The following is a 15,675-nucleotide window of genomic DNA, read 5'->3' as shown; positions in this document are numbered from 1 at the left end:
AAAATCACAATGTTGTTAAAACAACTAAAGGGGTAATCCGTCTTTCTTACGGATTACCCCTTTAGTTTGAACATAAGAGTTATAACAAATATTTAATTATTATGGAATTTGGCTTCCATTCTATAAATTCTTGAACCTCTGTCAGAAAACTTACGCTCATATTCTGTTTCAATATTATTCTCTTTCTCTTCTTGATGTAAATTTAAATTTATTTTTGTAAAATACATACCAAATTGAGACATACTTTCTAAGCTATAGGCAAATAATCCTCTATTATCAGTTTTAAAATGAATTTCTCCATCTGTTTTTAACACTTGTTTATACAAGGATAAAAACGTGTGATACGTTAATCTACGCTTAGTATGTCTTCTTTTCGGCCAAGGGTCAGAAAAATTTAAATAAATACGAGAAATTTCTCCATCTTTAAAGTATTCATTGAGTTCTATCGCATCATTACATATCAATTTAATATTCGTTAGATTTTGCTCTCTCACTTTATCTAACACTTTGACCATAACATTTTTTTCACGTTCCATAGATATAAAATTAATTTCTGGTCTTTGTGCAGCAAGTGTCGTTATAAATTGTCCCATGCCAGAACCAATTTCAATATAAATTGGTTGATCCTTGTCAAACCACTCACTAATATGTCCCGCATGGCTGCCATCCGTATCTACAATATCAGGATGCGATTTTAAATAATCTTCAGCCCATGGCTTGTAACGCATTCTCATTTTCTTGATAACTCCTTATATAAATGCATTGTTATTCATCACTTCATTTAAGAACTTCAGCCACATATTCATATCCTTATAGCGCTTTTGTTCTTCATACCACTGTATCATTCCAATAGACTGGACAGCAGTATACCACTTCATCCTCTTTTGCAAGTCTATAGAATCTTTCGTACCGTAATCATTTAACCACTGAGGCCATTTATTTTCAGGAACGTAATTGTATAGCAGCATGCCTAAATCAATTGCTGGATCCGCAATCATTGCACCTTCCCAATCCACTAAAAATAATTCATCATGGTCAGACAACAACCAATTATTGTGATTGACATCTCCATGGACAACTGTAAAAAATCTAGGGTCAAGACTTGGCATATGATCTTCTAAATAAGTTAATGCTTTTCGCACTACATGATGCGTTAACACTTCTCTAGATAATGAGGCGTTTATTTTATTTAACAAAATATCAGGCGTAATAGGATACATTTCCATACGTTTCAACATATTCAAAAGTGTTTTTGAACTATGTATTTTTTTCAATAAATTAGCCACTCGTTGTTCATACATTTCATCGAAAGTTAACTCTCTGCCATTTTTCCAATGTTGCGCTGTAACGACTTCACCAGTCTCTATTCGTTTTGTCCATACAAGTTTAGGTACAATACCTTCAGCAGATAGGGCTGCAATAAATGGGTTTGAATTTCGTTTTAAAAACAATTTCTGCCCATCTTGTTCAGCCATATATGCTTCTCCAGATGCACCACCTGCTGAATCAAGTGTCCATCCTAATTGATAAAACTGCTCCAACACGTTCACCTCACTTTCAATTAGAAAATGGCTCAAGAAAACAGATTTCGAGAGCCAAATATAATCATTTTCTAATACACTTATAAACTTTAAATTCTATATCACAGTCATTTAATCATGACTATCATTTTGTCCCATAGAATCAAGTTTTCATATTTAAATATGAAATACTGTATCGAGATTAATAATAACTTTAACATCATATCATACATGATCTCGTAACAGTATTTTTTTGAAAAATTCCTTTAGTTTTTTATGAAATTTCAAGTCTCAATTTCAAGTCTCAATTTCAAGTCTCATAGAAGATTTTATAATGTTTAGAGATTTATTTCAACCAATAATGAGAAACAAAAAGTCACATTTTACTACAGTATTTTTCTGTAATTTTTAAATCGGCTCAGTAAGCATTATAACATAATTTAGCTTTTATAGATGTTACATTTTATATCCTTTTATGGAAAATATTAACTATCTGTGTCAATATAACTATTAAATCCTTCTTGTAATGATTTCGTTATTGGACCGACTTCTCCGTCTCCTACTTGTTCACCATCTAATTTGACGACTGGCATCACTTCAATAGAAGTACTAGACACAATAATTTCGTCTGCGTTTCTTAAAAAGTCTACAGTATATGTACCTTCATTAAATGGTATACCCTTTTCTTCGGCAATATCTTTTATAACCATTCGTGTAATACCATTCAATATATAATTGTTTACTGGATGTGTATAGATTTCGCCTGCTTTAATAGCATATACATTGCTTGATGATCCTTCAGTAACAATGTCACCTCTGTGTTGAATAGCTTCTTGTGCATTATATTTTACTGCACGCTCTTTAGCCAACACATTTCCAAGTAAATTCAAGCTTTTAATATCACATCTTAACCAACGAATATCCTCAGTTGTTATCGCATTAATCCCTTCTTCTAATAATTTGTATGGACGTTCATAAGTTTTGGTAAATGCCATCACATTAGCTTCTACTGATGGTGTTGGAAAAGCATGGTCGCGAGGTGCTGCTCCACGCGTTACTTGAATGTAAACACCACCATTAACAACGCCATTCGCTGCTAATAATTCTTGAATTAATTCAGTAAGTTCGTCCACATTGTATTTCAATTCTAAACCTATTTCTTTAGCACTTCTTAAAAGTCTTTCAAAATGGGGTTTGGCAGTAAAAATATTATTATTATATGTTCTAATATATTCATATATCCCGTCACCAAATACGTAACCTCGATCATTGTATGGTACTTTTGCATCTTGTTCATCTACTAAATGTTCATTAATAAGTACTTTTGTCATCATCATTCCTCCACGCATAGTGCATATAAAGCTTCTAAATAAATACTAGTTGCATTAAATAATTGCTTTTTCGTAATATACTCATTTTTTTGATGCATTAAATCTTCGGAGTCATTAAACATAGCACCAAAGGCAACACCTTTATCTAAATTACGTGCGTATGTTCCACCGCCTATTGTGTAAGGTTCAGTTTGGTCACCAGTTTGATTACGATATGCTGTCACTAACGTTTGCACGAAAGGATCATTTTTATCCACATAATGAGGTGTTTGATTTTTACCTAATTCAATTGAAAATCCAAGTTGCTGAATCTCTCCTTTAAAACGTGTCATGGCTTCTTCAAATTCAAAACCTTGCGGGTACCTTAAGTTAATACCAAATCGGCCACCATTTTGATTATCGTATGAAATGACACCAATATTAGTAGTTACATCTCCCATGACATCTGTATGGAATTTCATTCCCATTTTTTCACCGAAATGAGAGTTGAATAAATACTGTTCACTAAATTGAGTGAAGTTTTCGGCAGTTTTATCTAAATTTAATTCAGCTAAGAAATTCAATAAGTACAACCCTGCATTCACACCAATAGATGGATCCATACCATGTACAGCTTTACCATAAACTTTAAGTACTAATACACCGCTATCAACAATACTTTCACCATCAATATTATTATCAGATAAGAACTGTTCAAATTTTTGAATGACGTCAGTCATATTTTCTTTAACTGCAAGCTTAGCGATTGCTTCATCAGGCACCATGTTATAGCGTTGACCTGATGCAAAAGAAATAAGTTCGTATTCTGGCTCATCTTTATCCTCTGCTTTGTCATTTTGAACCACATCAAATGTACTAATACCTTTTTCACCATGTATTGCTGGAAATTCAGCATCAGGTGCAAAGCCTAAAGTTGGCATTTCTTCAGTTTTAAAATAACGCTCTGTACATTGCCAATCTGACTCTTCATCAGTGCCTATAATGATATGTATACGTTTTTTCCAATTGACTTTCATATCGTTCAATATTTTCACTGCATAATATGCTGCTATTGTTGGTCCTTTATCATCAAGCGTACCTCTAGCAATAATCTTGTCTTCAGTTACAACAGGATCGAAAGGATTAGAATCCCAACCATCGCCAGCCGGCACTACATCAACATGACATAAAATGCCCATAACATCTTCGCCTTCACCAGCTTCAATACGCCCTGCAATATGTTCAACATCATGTGTGTTAAATCCATCACGTTCAGCAATGCCATACATATAATCTAATGCCTTACGTGGTCCAGGTCCAACCGGATTTTCTGAAGAAATTTTATTATCGTCTCTCACACTTTCAATAGATAATAAGCCATTTAAATCGTTTATTATATCTGTTTCGTATTCTTTCACTTTATCTTTCCACATTTAGCATCAACTTCCTTTTTAATACTTATATATTTAATATTTTACATGAAGTAGTACAGAAACTACAGTGAGATGTGAGTATTATTTTAAAAAATCCACTGTATAATTAATTGAAAAACAGATTGAAGCCTTTCACATACATGCCTTTCAAAATCTGTATTAATATAAAAAAACCTAGTTCAAAACTATGAACTAGGTTAAAAAACTAAATTAATCATTGCTTATTTGTTTTTATTGTTTTTGAGTTCTTCTTCAGTAACGACACGAAGATTATTTGAAGGATCAGCTGCACCTTCATCAGTAAATCTCGCTTCTTCAACATGTTCTTCTTCTTCAGATTCGCCTTTAAAACGATCTTTTTGTTCGTTAATGAAACCTTTAGGATCTTGTTTTACTTTTGAAGCATAACCTTTAGGGTCTTGTTTCACTTCATTATAAGTTTCATTTGCTTTTGAACTGATTTGACTAGCGATATCTTTTGCGTTTTGCTTATAGGATTCAGGATTTGATTTATATTTGCTATATTCATCCTTTAATTTATCTCTCTTCTCTTTTTTAGAAAGAACAACTGCAGCAGCTGCGCCTCCAACACCTATAATTGCTTTTAATAATTTTGACATATTAACACCTCTTTATTATTTTAATCCTAATTGTTTAAAATCTATTTGAGTTAAATGGCGATATTCACCTGGTTCTAAAGTCTCATCCAGTTTTAATTCACCAATGCTAATACGTTTCAATTCTAGAACTTCATTATCTATAGCATGAAACATACGCTTAACTTGATGATATCTTCCTTCATAAATTGTGATAAATGATTTATACGCCTCATCACTTTTTACTAAAGTTGCAGGTTTCGCCAAACCCTCATTCAATTCAATACCCATTTCAAATGATTTTATATCATTATTTGTAATATTTTTTTTAGAAATTACCTCATACGTTTTAGAAACATGCTTTGCGGGGCTCATTAGTTCGTGATTAAAAGTTCCATCATTCGTAATTAATAACAAACCCTCAGTGTCTTTATCTAATCGCCCTACTGGAAAAACTTCTAAAAACCGATATGGTTCGACCAAGTCTACAACTGTTTGATGTTGGTCATCCTCTGTTGCAGATACATAACCTTTAGGCTTATTTAACATTAAATAGACTTTATCTATATAATGAATTGTTTCATTGTTTTTTTGAACTACATCATTTTCTGGGTCTATTTGCTTTTTAGGAGATTTTTCTATTTTATTATTAACTGTAATAGTTCCCTTTTTCAATAACTGTTTAACTTCTGTACGCGTTCCGACACTCATATTAGCTAGGAATTTATCTAATCTCATTTTATAAGACCTAATTTACGTCTAAGTTTATTTGGAATATCTCCTAAAAACTGGTCGGCAAGTTTTGTCTTCATCGTAATACCACCGTAAACAATCATACCTATAATGACACTTATGATTAAAATTGCTAAAGCGCCAAATTTAGTTTGCGGTGAAATAACCATTTGTAATAAAAATGATGATAATTCAACTACGACCATCATTAGGAAGCCGTATAAGAAAATTTTACCAAAATGTAGACATGTTTCTGAGAAATCAAAATTAGCATATTTTTTAAGTATATAAAAATTACAGATAACAGCAAATAGTAATGCTATTGCCGTACTTAATATTGCTCCAGCAGTATGGAAAGCCAAAATCAATGGCGTGTTTAGTATTACTTTTAATACTACTGCCGCTAAAATTACAAATACTGTTAATTTTTGTTTATCAATGCCTTGTAGCATAGATGCTGTCACACTCAATAATCCAATTAAAATTGCCACAGGTGCATAATAAAATAACAATTGACTACCATCGACATTGTAACTATAAAAGACAGTATATAGTGGTAAAGCTAAGGCCATAATACCCAGACTTGCTGGAACGGTAATATACATTAGAACCCCTAATGATGTTCTGATTTGTCTGTGCATTTCTTTTAATTCACCTGATTCATACGTCTTAGTAATAAATGGGATTAAACTCACTGCAAAACCAGCAGATAAAGACGTTGGAATCATCACTATTTTATTTGTCGTCATGTTTAAAATGGTAAAGAAATAGTCATGTAATCGGCTTGGTACTCCAGCCAAATCTAGGGCACCATTATGTGTAAACTGATCTACTAAATTAAACAGCGGGAAATTCAAACTAACAATTACAAATGGGATACTATAAGAAATAATTTCTTTATACATTTTTCCATAAGAAACTGTGATATCTGAAGTATCCGTTGCTACCATTTTTTCAATGTTAGGTTTTCTCTTTCTCCAGTAATACCATAATGTAAATATCCCTGCTACTGCACCTACTGCAGCAGCAAATGTTGCTATACCGTTGGCTTGTAGCACACTTCCACCAAAGACATTAAGTACTAAATAACTTCCAACTAAAATAAATAATATACGTGCGATTTGTTCAATGACTTCTGAAACTGCAGTTGGCCCCATTGATTTATAACCTTGGAACACACCACGCCATGTAGCAAGTAATGGTATAAATATGACCACCATACTGATTATTCTAATAATCCATGTAATATCAGCTACTGACCAACCACCTTTAGTACCAGATTCATGTGCTAAAGTAATTGTAGCGATACTTGGTGCTAATAAATATAAAATGAAAAATCCAATAAATCCTGTTATAGTCATAACTATAAAGCTAGATTTATATAACTTTTCACTTACTTTATAAGCGCCTAAAGCGTTATATTTAGACACATATTTAGACGCCGCTAATGGCACCCCAGCAGTTGCGACTGCAATGGCAATATTATACGGCGTATATGCATAGTTAAAAGGTGCCAATTTTTCTTCTCCACCAATAATGGAGTAAAAAGGAATAATATATAAAACACCCAAGACTTTAGTAATCAATATACTAAGGGTGATTAAAAAGGTACCCCTAACTAATTCTTTACTTTCACTCATTCAGATCTTCCTATCTCAAATTAAATTTTTACAATCATAACTTTAATCATAACGTTATAAACACTTTTTTTCAAAACTATATTACTATAAACTATAAAATAACACTATTTAGTAAAGTGAGGCAATCAAATGTACCAAACAATTATTATTGGCGGTGGCCCTAGCGGTTTAATGGCGGCTGCTGCCGCAAGCCAACATAGCGATAAAGTCCTTCTCATAGAAAAGAAAAAGGGACTCGGTCGCAAATTAAAAATCTCTGGTGGCGGGCGTTGCAACGTCACAAACCGTTTACCATATGAAGAGATAATTAAAAATATACCAGGAAATGGAAAATTTTTATATAGTCCTTTTTCCGTATTTGATAATGAATCTATTATTCACTTTTTTGAATCACGTGGTGTTGCACTTAAAGAAGAAGATCATGGGCGTATGTTTCCTGTATCCAATAAAGCACAGGATGTTGTAGACGCATTAATTCGTACAATTGATGAGAATAATGTAACTGTAAAACAAGAAACCACAGTGCATGCTATTGAACATACGCCACAACAGACTTTTAAAGTATTTTTAGATAATCAACAAACTGTTGAAGGCAATAGTTTGATTATCGCTACAGGTGGTACGAGCGTGCCAAAGACTGGATCAACTGGTGATGGTTACAAATTCGCTGAACATTTGGGACATACAATCACAGAACTTTTCCCGACTGAAGTACCAATTACATCCTCCGAACCTTTTATAAATAATAAAAGGTTAAAAGGATTGAGCTTAAAAAATGTTGCATTATCAGTATTAAAGAAAAATGGTAAAAAACGTGTGACACATCAAATGGATATGATATTCACTCATTTCGGAATCAGTGGCCCTGCCGCTTTAAGATGCAGCCAATTTGTATATAAAGAACAAAAAAATCAAAAACGCCAAGATATTGATATGCAATTAGATGCTTTTCCAAAACTAAGCTTTGCACAATTAGAAGATAAAGTAAGTGAATTATTAAGAACTACTCCAGATAAATATGTGAAAAATAGCTTACATGGTTTAATCGAAGAACGTTACTTATTATATATGCTAGAACTAGCAAATATTTCAGAAACATTAACAGCACATCATATATCTAATGAACAATTTAATAAATTGATTACTTTATTTAAAGGCTTTACGTTTACAGTTAATGGAACTCTATCAATTGAAAAAGCTTTCGTAACTGGAGGGGGCGTTTCACTTAAAGAAATCGAACCCAAAACGATGATGTCAAAATTAAGTCCCGGATTATTTATGTGTGGCGAATTACTAGATATCCATGGTTATACTGGCGGCTATAATATTACTAGTGCTTTAGTTACAGGTCACATATCAGGAACAAATGCAAGTAAATTTCAACGTTAAACATATCAATTTATATAATTTGTCACCTATTAGAGCCACTAGTTATATTTAAAACAAATTCACTATTTATCCATTTTAATGATTGATACTTTTCTATGCGGGTGACACATGCAATGTTATAATACTTAAGTCGCCTACTCTCAGGCGTCAATAGACGTAGAGAGGAGGTGTATTTTGTGATTGATATCTTTGTTCATATTATGACTACTGTCATCAGTGGTTGTATCGTTACGTTATTTGCGTACTGGCTGCGCAATCGTAATGACAAGTAAATAGGCGACACTTAGCTAACACCAAAAAACCCCCTCACTACTCGCAATAGTGAGGGGGTTGGTGTATCTGTATTGATATCTTTGTTAAATGCATTATAACACTATATTTGCATAAAATGCAAAATCATTGTCTTATTTTCACTCTATCTAAAGACTAAATACTTTTAATTTCTAAGCCTTCATCTCCCCATGCATCCATGCCACCTTCAACATTGACTGCATGAACGCCATTACGCTCTAAATATTGAACGACCTGTGCACTTCTGCCACCAACTTTACAAATGATATAATACGTATCTTCTGAATTGAAGTGATTTAAATTATCAGGAATTTTATCCATTGGTATCGTTTCCGCTTCTGGTATTACGCCCATCGCTGTTTCTTCATCAGTTCTCACATCTACGATATGAATAGGATTAGAATTTAAAATTTTTGATTTCAATTCATCTATAGTAATAGTTTCCATAATATATACGCCCCTTTTGTGTTATTTGGCAACAATATTAACAAGTTTTTGAGGCACCGCAATCACTTTTTTAATATCTTTGCCTTCTATTTCAGCTTTAATATTTTCGTTACCTAATGCTGCTGTTTCCATTTCTTCTTTTGAAATATCTTTAGAAACATTGATTTTGGCACGAACTTTGCCATTTACTTGAACGACAATTTCCACTTCATCATCGACTAATAATGTTTCATCAAATGATGGCCAAGGTTGATAAGTAATTGTTTCTTCATGTCCTAAGCGCGCCCATAATTCTTCACCCATATGCGGTGCAATCGGTGCTAACATTTTAATAAACCCTTCAATATATGGTTTATAAATCTCATCAACTTTATAGCAATCATTAATGAAGACCATCAATTGACTAATTGCCGTATTGAAGTTTAATGTTTCAAAGTCTTCCGAAACTTTTTTCACAGTTTGGTGGTAACTTTTATCTAAAGCTTTATTATTAGTATTGACTACTTTATCTGTGATTAAACCGTCTTCTGTAATTAAAAGTCTCCAAATTCTATCTAAGAAACGTCTTGAACCATCTAATCCTTTATCACTCCAGGCAATTGCAGCATCTAGAGGCCCCATGAACATTTCATATAGTCTCAACGTGTCAGCACCATGCGATTTGATAATATCGTCTGGATTGATTACATTACCTTTAGATTTACTCATTTTTTCATTACCTTCACCTAAAATCATACCTTGGTTAAATAATTTTTGGAATGGTTCTTTAGTAGGTACTACACCTAAATCATACAAGACTTTGTGCCAAAATCTAGCGTATAATAAGTGTAACACTGCATGTTCAACACCACCAATATATAAATCTACAGGCAACCAATGTTTTAACTTTTCTGGGTCAGCTAACATCTGTTCATTATCTGGATCAATAAAGCGTAAATAATACCAACAACTACCTGCCCATTGTGGCATTGTATTTGTTTCACGACGACCTTTCATCCCAGTTTCTTTATCCACGACATTAACAAATGCATCTATATTAGCTAATGGGGATTCACCTGTACCTGAAGGCTTAATTTCGTCAGTTTCCGGTAGGAGTAATGGCAATTCATCTTCAGGAACAGTCGACATAGTACCATCTTCCCAATGAATAACAGGAATAGGTTCACCCCAATAACGTTGGCGACTAAATAGCCAATCTCTCAGTTTATAATTAACTTTTCTAGTTCCAGCATTGTTTTGTTCTAATAATGTAATTGCTTTTTCAATCGCTTCATTATTATATAGACCATTTAACTCTCCTGAATTAATATGAGGTCCATCGCCATCATAAGCTGCTTCAGATATGTCTCCATCTTCAATGATTTCTGTAATTGGTAAATCAAAAGTTTTGGCAAATTCATAGTCTCTTTGGTCTCCACTAGGGACAGCCATAACTGCTCCTGTACCATAAGAAGATAAGACATAATCTGCTATCCAAATTGGCGTTTTCTCACCAGATAAAGGATTAATTGCATACGCTCCAGTAAAAACTCCAGATTTTTCTTTAGCTAGTCCAGTACGTTCTAAATCTGATTTCATCGCCACTTCTTGTTGGTATTTCTCAACACTTTCTTGATGTTCTGATGTAGTAATTTTGTTAACGAGCTCATGTTCAGGACTCAACACTAGGAATGTAGCACCATAAATAGTATCTGGACGTGTTGTAAACACTTCTATTTGATCATTAATATCTTCTACATTAAATGTTATAGATGCACCTTCTGAACGTCCAATCCAATTTCGTTGCATATCTTTTAAAGATTCAGGCCAATCTAAGTCATCTAAATCTTCAAGTAATCTGTCTGCATATTCAGTAATTCTAAGCACCCATTGTTTCATCGGTCTTCTATAAACAGGGTGTCCACCACGTTCAGAAACACCGTCGACAACTTCTTCATTTGACAATACAGTACCTAAGGCAGGACACCAGTTCACTGCTACTTCATCTATATAAGCAAGACCTTTATTATATAATTGAATAAATATCCATTGTGTCCATTTATAATATTCTGGGTCTGTTGTATTAACTTCTCGATCCCAATCATAACTAAATCCTAACTCTTTAATTTGACGTTTAAACGTTTGGATATTTTGTTTAGTGAATTCACGAGGATCATTTCCGGTATCTAGCGCATATTGTTCAGCTGGTAAACCAAATGCGTCCCAACCCATAGGATGTAATACGTTATATCCTTGCATACGTTTGTATCTTGAAATAATATCAGTAGCAGTATAACCCTCAGGATGTCCTACATGTAATCCTGCTCCAGATGGGTAAGGGAACATATCAAGTGCATAAAATTTTTTTTGGCCTAAATTATCTTCGGTTTTAAATGTTTTATACTCTTCCCAATAATCCTGCCATTTTTTTTCAACTTCATTATGATTGTAATTCACTTCATTTCCTCCTGTTCAATAATAAAAAGACACCTCAAACTATTATATAATAGGGACGATTTTTCACCGCGGTACCACCCTGTTTCACTTAATGTGCGCTCATTTTAATTAATAGTAAGAGATGTCATTCATTCATTTTAAGTCCTGGTAAGTTCACTAGATGCTTTACGCTAAGTTCCACCAACCTTAGCTCTCTGTGGAAAAGCTTTCAAGTTACTACTCCTATACTCTTCTTATGATATTTGAAAAAGCCCTTTATTTCAAGTATAAAGTTGATTTTCAAGTTTCATCTTAATGCATAAATAAATTTATAAAAATAATACTTAAAAATATTGTTAATTCAATAAGCATTACTTGCTGAATTAACAATATTCATCCTTTTTTCATATAACAACAATCATCAGGGTTTAAAAGTTAACTAAATCTACTATTGTTGACTACAATATTGACACACTTTTTTGCTAAATATCTTTTGGTAGTTTGTGGTCATAGAATGTTAAAAATATGAGTGATAAGACTAACAATGAAATCATGCTTAAAAACATAATTTGCATGTTAAACATATCAACAACTACACCACCAATAAGTGGTCCGAATGCCTTACCTACTGTCGCTGCAGAATTAACGTAACCTTGAAATGAACCTTCTTTCCCATTAGGTGCAAGTTGATTTGCGATAGTTGGAACAGCTGGCCAAACAAACATTTCTCCCAATGTTAATATAATCATACCTACCATAAATACAGAAAATTGTTCAGCAAAACTTGTGACAAAAAAAGATATGATAAAAATTCCTATTCCAACATACATTTGATGTTTCAGATTACCTTTCAATAATCTGATTATCGGAATGATTAATGGTTGAGCTACTAATATCATGATACCATTGACTGTCCATAATAAACTGTATTGGCTCATAGAGATATTTAGCTCTTGTGTAAATGAGGCTATAGTACTTTCCCATTGAATATAAGCAATCCAGCAAATACTAAACATTACGCATAACAATGTTAATGCGATGAATTGAGGTCTATACGCTTTATCTAATAAACTCATGGCATCATTTGATTTTACTTTAACGTCCAATTTAATATTAAATTGACTAATTGCCACTACGCCAAACGCAATATACATGAGCAAATTAGCAATAAATATATAATTAAAACTTAATTCTGCCACAAAACCACCAGAAGCTGCGCCAATCGCCACACCAAGATTTTGCGCTAAATATATCGCATTAAAAGTTTGTCTACCACCCTGCGGCCAAATTGCACCGGCTAGTGCGTAAATTGCTGGTACAATCATGCCACCACCAAAGCCAAGACAAACTAACCAAACTGCATACCATGGCCATCCGTGAAAAAAATTCAACAAAGTAGTGCTGCTTAAACAGATCACTGTACCAATCATAATTGTCCGATAGCCACCCAATTTATCAAATAGATTACCACCTAGTAAATTTCCAATGACCATGCCAAATGAATTAATCATCAAAACTAACCCTGCCATGGTTAAACTTTTATCTAATTCTTCATTCATATATATTGTATTTAGTGGCCATAAAAAACTTGAGCCTGTGATATTTAATGCCATACCAATCACCAACCACCACACTGATTTTGGCATATTCATAACCATAAGCTCCTTTCTTTTTTAAAATTTCTGTTTTTACTCTAAACACTATATCATTAAAATATGTTAAAATCTTTAACTAGAATGAATTTAGAAAGGAAAATGTTATATGGGACAATTCTTCCCTTACGCATTCGAGAATAAACGATATCATACTTGGAATTATCATTTAAAAAATAAATTTGGGCAAAAAATCTTTAAAGTTGCAATTGACGGAGGCTTTGATTGTCCAAATAGAGATGGCACGGTTGCACATGGCGGCTGTACATTTTGTTCTGCAGCTGGAAGTGGAGATTTTGCAGGAAATCGTGTAGATCCGATAGATGTTCAATTTCAACAAATCAAAGATAGAATGCATGAAAAATGGCATGAAGGTCAGTATATTGCTTATTTCCAAGCATTTACTAATACACATGCACCAGTAGAAGTATTAAGAGAAAAATATGAAACTGCATTAAAAGAACCCGGTGTTGTCGGATTATCTATTGGAACGCGTCCTGATTGCTTACCGGATGATGTTGTAGAATATTTAGCTGAATTAAACGAACGTACTTATTTATGGGTTGAATTAGGTCTACAGACAGTACACCAAAAAACTTCAGATTTGATTAATCGTGCACATGACATGAAAACGTATTATGAAGGAGTAGCTAAGCTACGTAAACATAATATAAATGTCTGTACACATATTATAAATGGTCTTCCTGAAGAAGATTATGACATGATGATAGAAACAGCTAAAGAAGTAGCACAAATGGACGTCCAAGGTATTAAAATACACTTGTTGCATCTCCTTAAAGGTACACCAATGGTAAAACAATACGAAAAAGGTATGCTAGAATTCATGTCACAAGATGATTATACAAATTTAGTTTGTGATCAGCTGGAAATTTTACCAAAAGAAATGATTGTCCATCGAATTACTGGCGATGGTCCGATTGACTTGATGGTTGGACCAATGTGGAGTGTCAACAAATGGGAAGTGCTTAACGAAATTGATGAGGAATTAGCACGAAGAAATTCTTATCAAGGAAAATACTATGAAACGACGGTTAAATCATGAAACTAGAACGTATTTTACCATTTTCCAAAACACTACTACAACAACACATCAACAAGGATAGTATTGTTATTGATGCCACTTGTGGTAATGGTAATGATACCGAATTTCTAGCACAACAAGTACCAAATGGTAAAGTCTACGCTTTTGATATTCAAAAAATTGCAATTCAAAATACGAGCAACAAGACAAACGCATTTAAAAATGTACACTTAATTCAAGATAGTCATGCTAAAGTAAAGCAATATATACAAAGTAATGAAATTGGACAAATTGATGCAGCCATTTTTAATTTAGGGTATTTGCCTAAAGGCGACAAATCAATTGTAACAAACTCTAGTAGTACATTAGCAGCGATAAACGAAATATTTAATATATTAGCGACAGAAGGTATTATAGTACTAGTTATATATCATGGGCACGATGAAGGTAAAATCGAACGCGATGCATTATTAAATTATCTACAACATTTTGACCAAAACAAAGCTCACATATTACAATATCAATTTATTAATCAAAAAAACAATGCACCATTTATCTGTGCAATTGAAAAAAGATAATATATAAAATAACAATAAAAATGCATCTCCGCTTAAAAGGAGATGCATTTTTATTTTAGTATAGATAGTGATTACCTATTACTTTTTGAGTCTAACTCATCATTTTGTAACTATAATTATTCCCTATAATTTTAAGATAGATTTAAGACTAGATTGTATAGTAGATGATTTTTCGTTTATTTCCGCTTTAAAACAATTTAAAAGTTCTTCCCTTTGATCTTTTAAATCCTCATTGAAATGTATAATTACTGTACGTTCGTCATTAACGGGTCTTTCTTTAATAATCCATGCTTTCTCAACTAAATCGTTATACGTTCTTGTACGTTTATATGATTTAATTTTCACATAATTATCCATTTCTTTAAGCGTCATTGATCCTTCTTCCCAAAGTGTTAAAAGAATTAATATTTCTTCTTTTGACATTTTATATTGTTTCTGTACCTTTCCAAAGATGTCTTCAATATCTTTAAGTACATGTTCCAATCTAAGGACACTATCTACCATATCAGCAATTGTCTTCCCCATAGAAATATCCCCCAATCATAATATAAAGTTAAACATGTAAAATTAATTTACCAAAAAATCATTCAAAGCAAAATTTATTCATATCAGAATAAATTTTGATATTTT

The 15,675-nt window shown here is 32.9% G+C and carries 15 protein-coding genes and 1 other annotated feature; of the genes, 4 read left to right on the top strand and 11 right to left on the bottom strand.

The genetic code is table 11. From position 1 onward, the window contains the following. Window positions 1–92: 92 nt before the first annotated feature. The 7 genes from trmB to CD032_RS12475 all read right to left on the bottom strand — a co-directional run bounded on the left by trmB (window position 93) and on the right by CD032_RS12475 (window position 7,231). Complete coding sequence (trmB, locus tag CD032_RS12505; protein ID WP_019467821.1) at window positions 93–734, bottom strand: tRNA (guanosine(46)-N7)-methyltransferase TrmB; 642 nt, start codon at window positions 732–734, stop codon at window positions 93–95. A gap of 15 nt (window positions 735–749) precedes the next feature. Then, on the bottom strand, window positions 750–1,541 hold the full coding sequence (locus tag CD032_RS12500) for a phosphotransferase family protein (protein WP_019467822.1): 792 nt from the start codon (window positions 1,539–1,541) through the stop codon (window positions 750–752). Window positions 1,542–2,005: 464 nt separating this feature from the next. Next, a complete protein-coding gene (dat, locus tag CD032_RS12495; protein WP_064264566.1) occupies window positions 2,006–2,851 on the bottom strand; it encodes a D-amino-acid transaminase in 846 nt (281 codons plus the stop codon). Between the two features lie 2 nt (window positions 2,852–2,853). After that, a complete protein-coding gene (gene pepV / locus CD032_RS12490) occupies window positions 2,854–4,263 on the bottom strand; it encodes a dipeptidase PepV (RefSeq protein ID WP_019467824.1) in 1,410 nt (469 codons plus the stop codon). Window positions 4,264–4,484: 221 nt separating this feature from the next. Further along, window positions 4,485–4,883 (bottom strand): YtxH domain-containing protein, encoded by a 399-nt coding sequence (locus tag CD032_RS12485; protein WP_019467825.1) that lies wholly within the window; start codon window positions 4,881–4,883, stop codon window positions 4,485–4,487. A 15-nt stretch (window positions 4,884–4,898) separates the two neighbouring features. Next, window positions 4,899–5,597 carry a pseudouridine synthase gene (locus CD032_RS12480; protein WP_019467826.1) on the bottom strand — a complete coding sequence of 233 codons (699 nt, stop codon included), beginning with the start codon at window positions 5,595–5,597 and terminating at the stop codon, window positions 4,899–4,901. Further along, window positions 5,594–7,231 (bottom strand): putative polysaccharide biosynthesis protein, encoded by a 1,638-nt coding sequence (locus CD032_RS12475; RefSeq protein WP_040030097.1) that lies wholly within the window; start codon window positions 7,229–7,231, stop codon window positions 5,594–5,596. The genes CD032_RS12480 and CD032_RS12475 overlap by 4 nt, the downstream gene beginning before the upstream one ends. A 129-nt stretch (window positions 7,232–7,360) precedes the next feature. Here CD032_RS12475 and CD032_RS12470 point away from each other — a divergent pair, with 129 nt between their 5' ends. Next, on the top strand, window positions 7,361–8,620 hold the full coding sequence (locus CD032_RS12470; protein WP_040030096.1) for a BaiN/RdsA family NAD(P)/FAD-dependent oxidoreductase: 1,260 nt from the start codon (window positions 7,361–7,363) through the stop codon (window positions 8,618–8,620). 176 nt (window positions 8,621–8,796) lie between these two features. Continuing rightward, window positions 8,797–8,892: a type I toxin-antitoxin system Fst family toxin gene (locus CD032_RS12465; protein ID WP_107385129.1), complete on the top strand. Its 96-nt coding sequence runs from the start codon at window positions 8,797–8,799 to the stop codon at window positions 8,890–8,892. A 154-nt stretch (window positions 8,893–9,046) separates the two neighbouring features. On the opposite strand, the gene CD032_RS12460 is transcribed toward CD032_RS12465, so the two are convergent. The 3 genes from CD032_RS12460 to CD032_RS12450 form a co-directional block, all read right to left on the bottom strand. Further along, complete coding sequence (locus CD032_RS12460; RefSeq protein WP_019467829.1) at window positions 9,047–9,358, bottom strand: rhodanese-like domain-containing protein; 312 nt, start codon at window positions 9,356–9,358, stop codon at window positions 9,047–9,049. Window positions 9,359–9,379: 21 nt separating this feature from the next. Further along, window positions 9,380–11,794, bottom strand: coding sequence for a leucine--tRNA ligase (gene leuS / locus CD032_RS12455; RefSeq protein ID WP_103211523.1), 2,415 nt, complete (start codon window positions 11,792–11,794; stop codon window positions 9,380–9,382). Between the two features lie 48 nt (window positions 11,795–11,842). Then, window positions 11,843–12,031 (bottom strand) — a binding site (T-box leader). A 224-nt stretch (window positions 12,032–12,255) separates the two neighbouring features. Further along, on the bottom strand, window positions 12,256–13,425 hold the full coding sequence (locus CD032_RS12450; protein ID WP_019467831.1) for an MDR family MFS transporter: 1,170 nt from the start codon (window positions 13,423–13,425) through the stop codon (window positions 12,256–12,258). A 109-nt stretch (window positions 13,426–13,534) separates the two neighbouring features. Here CD032_RS12450 and mnmL point away from each other — a divergent pair, with 109 nt between their 5' ends. Both mnmL and mnmM read left to right on the top strand, forming a co-directional pair. Next, entirely contained in the window at window positions 13,535–14,488 is a 954-nt protein-coding gene (gene mnmL, locus CD032_RS12445) for a tRNA modification radical SAM protein MnmL/YtqA (RefSeq protein ID WP_019467832.1), read from the top strand. Then, window positions 14,485–15,045, top strand: a complete 561-nt coding sequence (gene mnmM / locus CD032_RS12440) for a tRNA 5-(aminomethyl)-2-thiouridylate-methyltransferase MnmM (RefSeq protein WP_019467833.1) — start codon at window positions 14,485–14,487, stop codon at window positions 15,043–15,045. The genes mnmL and mnmM overlap by 4 nt, the downstream gene beginning before the upstream one ends. Before the next feature lie 123 nt (window positions 15,046–15,168). Here mnmM and CD032_RS12435 read toward each other — a convergent pair whose 3' ends face one another. Further along, window positions 15,169–15,570: a transcriptional regulator, SarA/Rot family gene (locus tag CD032_RS12435; protein ID WP_019467834.1), complete on the bottom strand. Its 402-nt coding sequence runs from the start codon at window positions 15,568–15,570 to the stop codon at window positions 15,169–15,171. Window positions 15,571–15,675: the final 105 nt, after the last annotated feature.

Source organism: Staphylococcus cohnii subsp. cohnii (genome assembly GCF_002902365.1).
Classification (GTDB): Bacteria; Bacillota; Bacilli; order Staphylococcales; family Staphylococcaceae; genus Staphylococcus; species Staphylococcus cohnii.
The sequence above is the reverse complement of the archived record's forward strand: the minus strand, read 5'-3'. Positions and strand labels throughout refer to the sequence as shown.

Bases quoted from the DNA above. Each gene is read 5' to 3' on its own strand.
- CD032_RS12450 (WP_019467831.1), bottom strand. From the start codon at position 13,425: ATGAATATGCCAAAATCAGTGTGGTGGTTGGTGATTGGTATGGCATTA.
- mnmL (WP_019467832.1), top strand. From the start codon at position 13,535: ATGGGACAATTCTTCCCTTACGCATTCGAGAATAAACGATATCATACT.
- trmB (WP_019467821.1), bottom strand. From the start codon at position 734: ATGAGAATGCGTTACAAGCCATGGGCTGAAGATTATTTAAAATCGCAT.
- pepV (WP_019467824.1), bottom strand. From the start codon at position 4,263: ATGTGGAAAGATAAAGTGAAAGAATACGAAACAGATATAATAAACGAT.
- CD032_RS12480 (WP_019467826.1), bottom strand. From the start codon at position 5,597: ATGAGATTAGATAAATTCCTAGCTAATATGAGTGTCGGAACGCGTACA.
- CD032_RS12475 (WP_040030097.1), bottom strand. From the start codon at position 7,231: ATGAGTGAAAGTAAAGAATTAGTTAGGGGTACCTTTTTAATCACCCTT.
- dat (WP_064264566.1), bottom strand. From the start codon at position 2,851: ATGACAAAAGTACTTATTAATGAACATTTAGTAGATGAACAAGATGCA.
- CD032_RS12435 (WP_019467834.1), bottom strand. From the start codon at position 15,570: ATGGGGAAGACAATTGCTGATATGGTAGATAGTGTCCTTAGATTGGAA.
- CD032_RS12485 (WP_019467825.1), bottom strand. From the start codon at position 4,883: ATGTCAAAATTATTAAAAGCAATTATAGGTGTTGGAGGCGCAGCTGCT.
- CD032_RS12460 (WP_019467829.1), bottom strand. From the start codon at position 9,358: ATGGAAACTATTACTATAGATGAATTGAAATCAAAAATTTTAAATTCT.
- CD032_RS12470 (WP_040030096.1), top strand. From the start codon at position 7,361: ATGTACCAAACAATTATTATTGGCGGTGGCCCTAGCGGTTTAATGGCG.
- mnmM (WP_019467833.1), top strand. From the start codon at position 14,485: ATGAAACTAGAACGTATTTTACCATTTTCCAAAACACTACTACAACAA.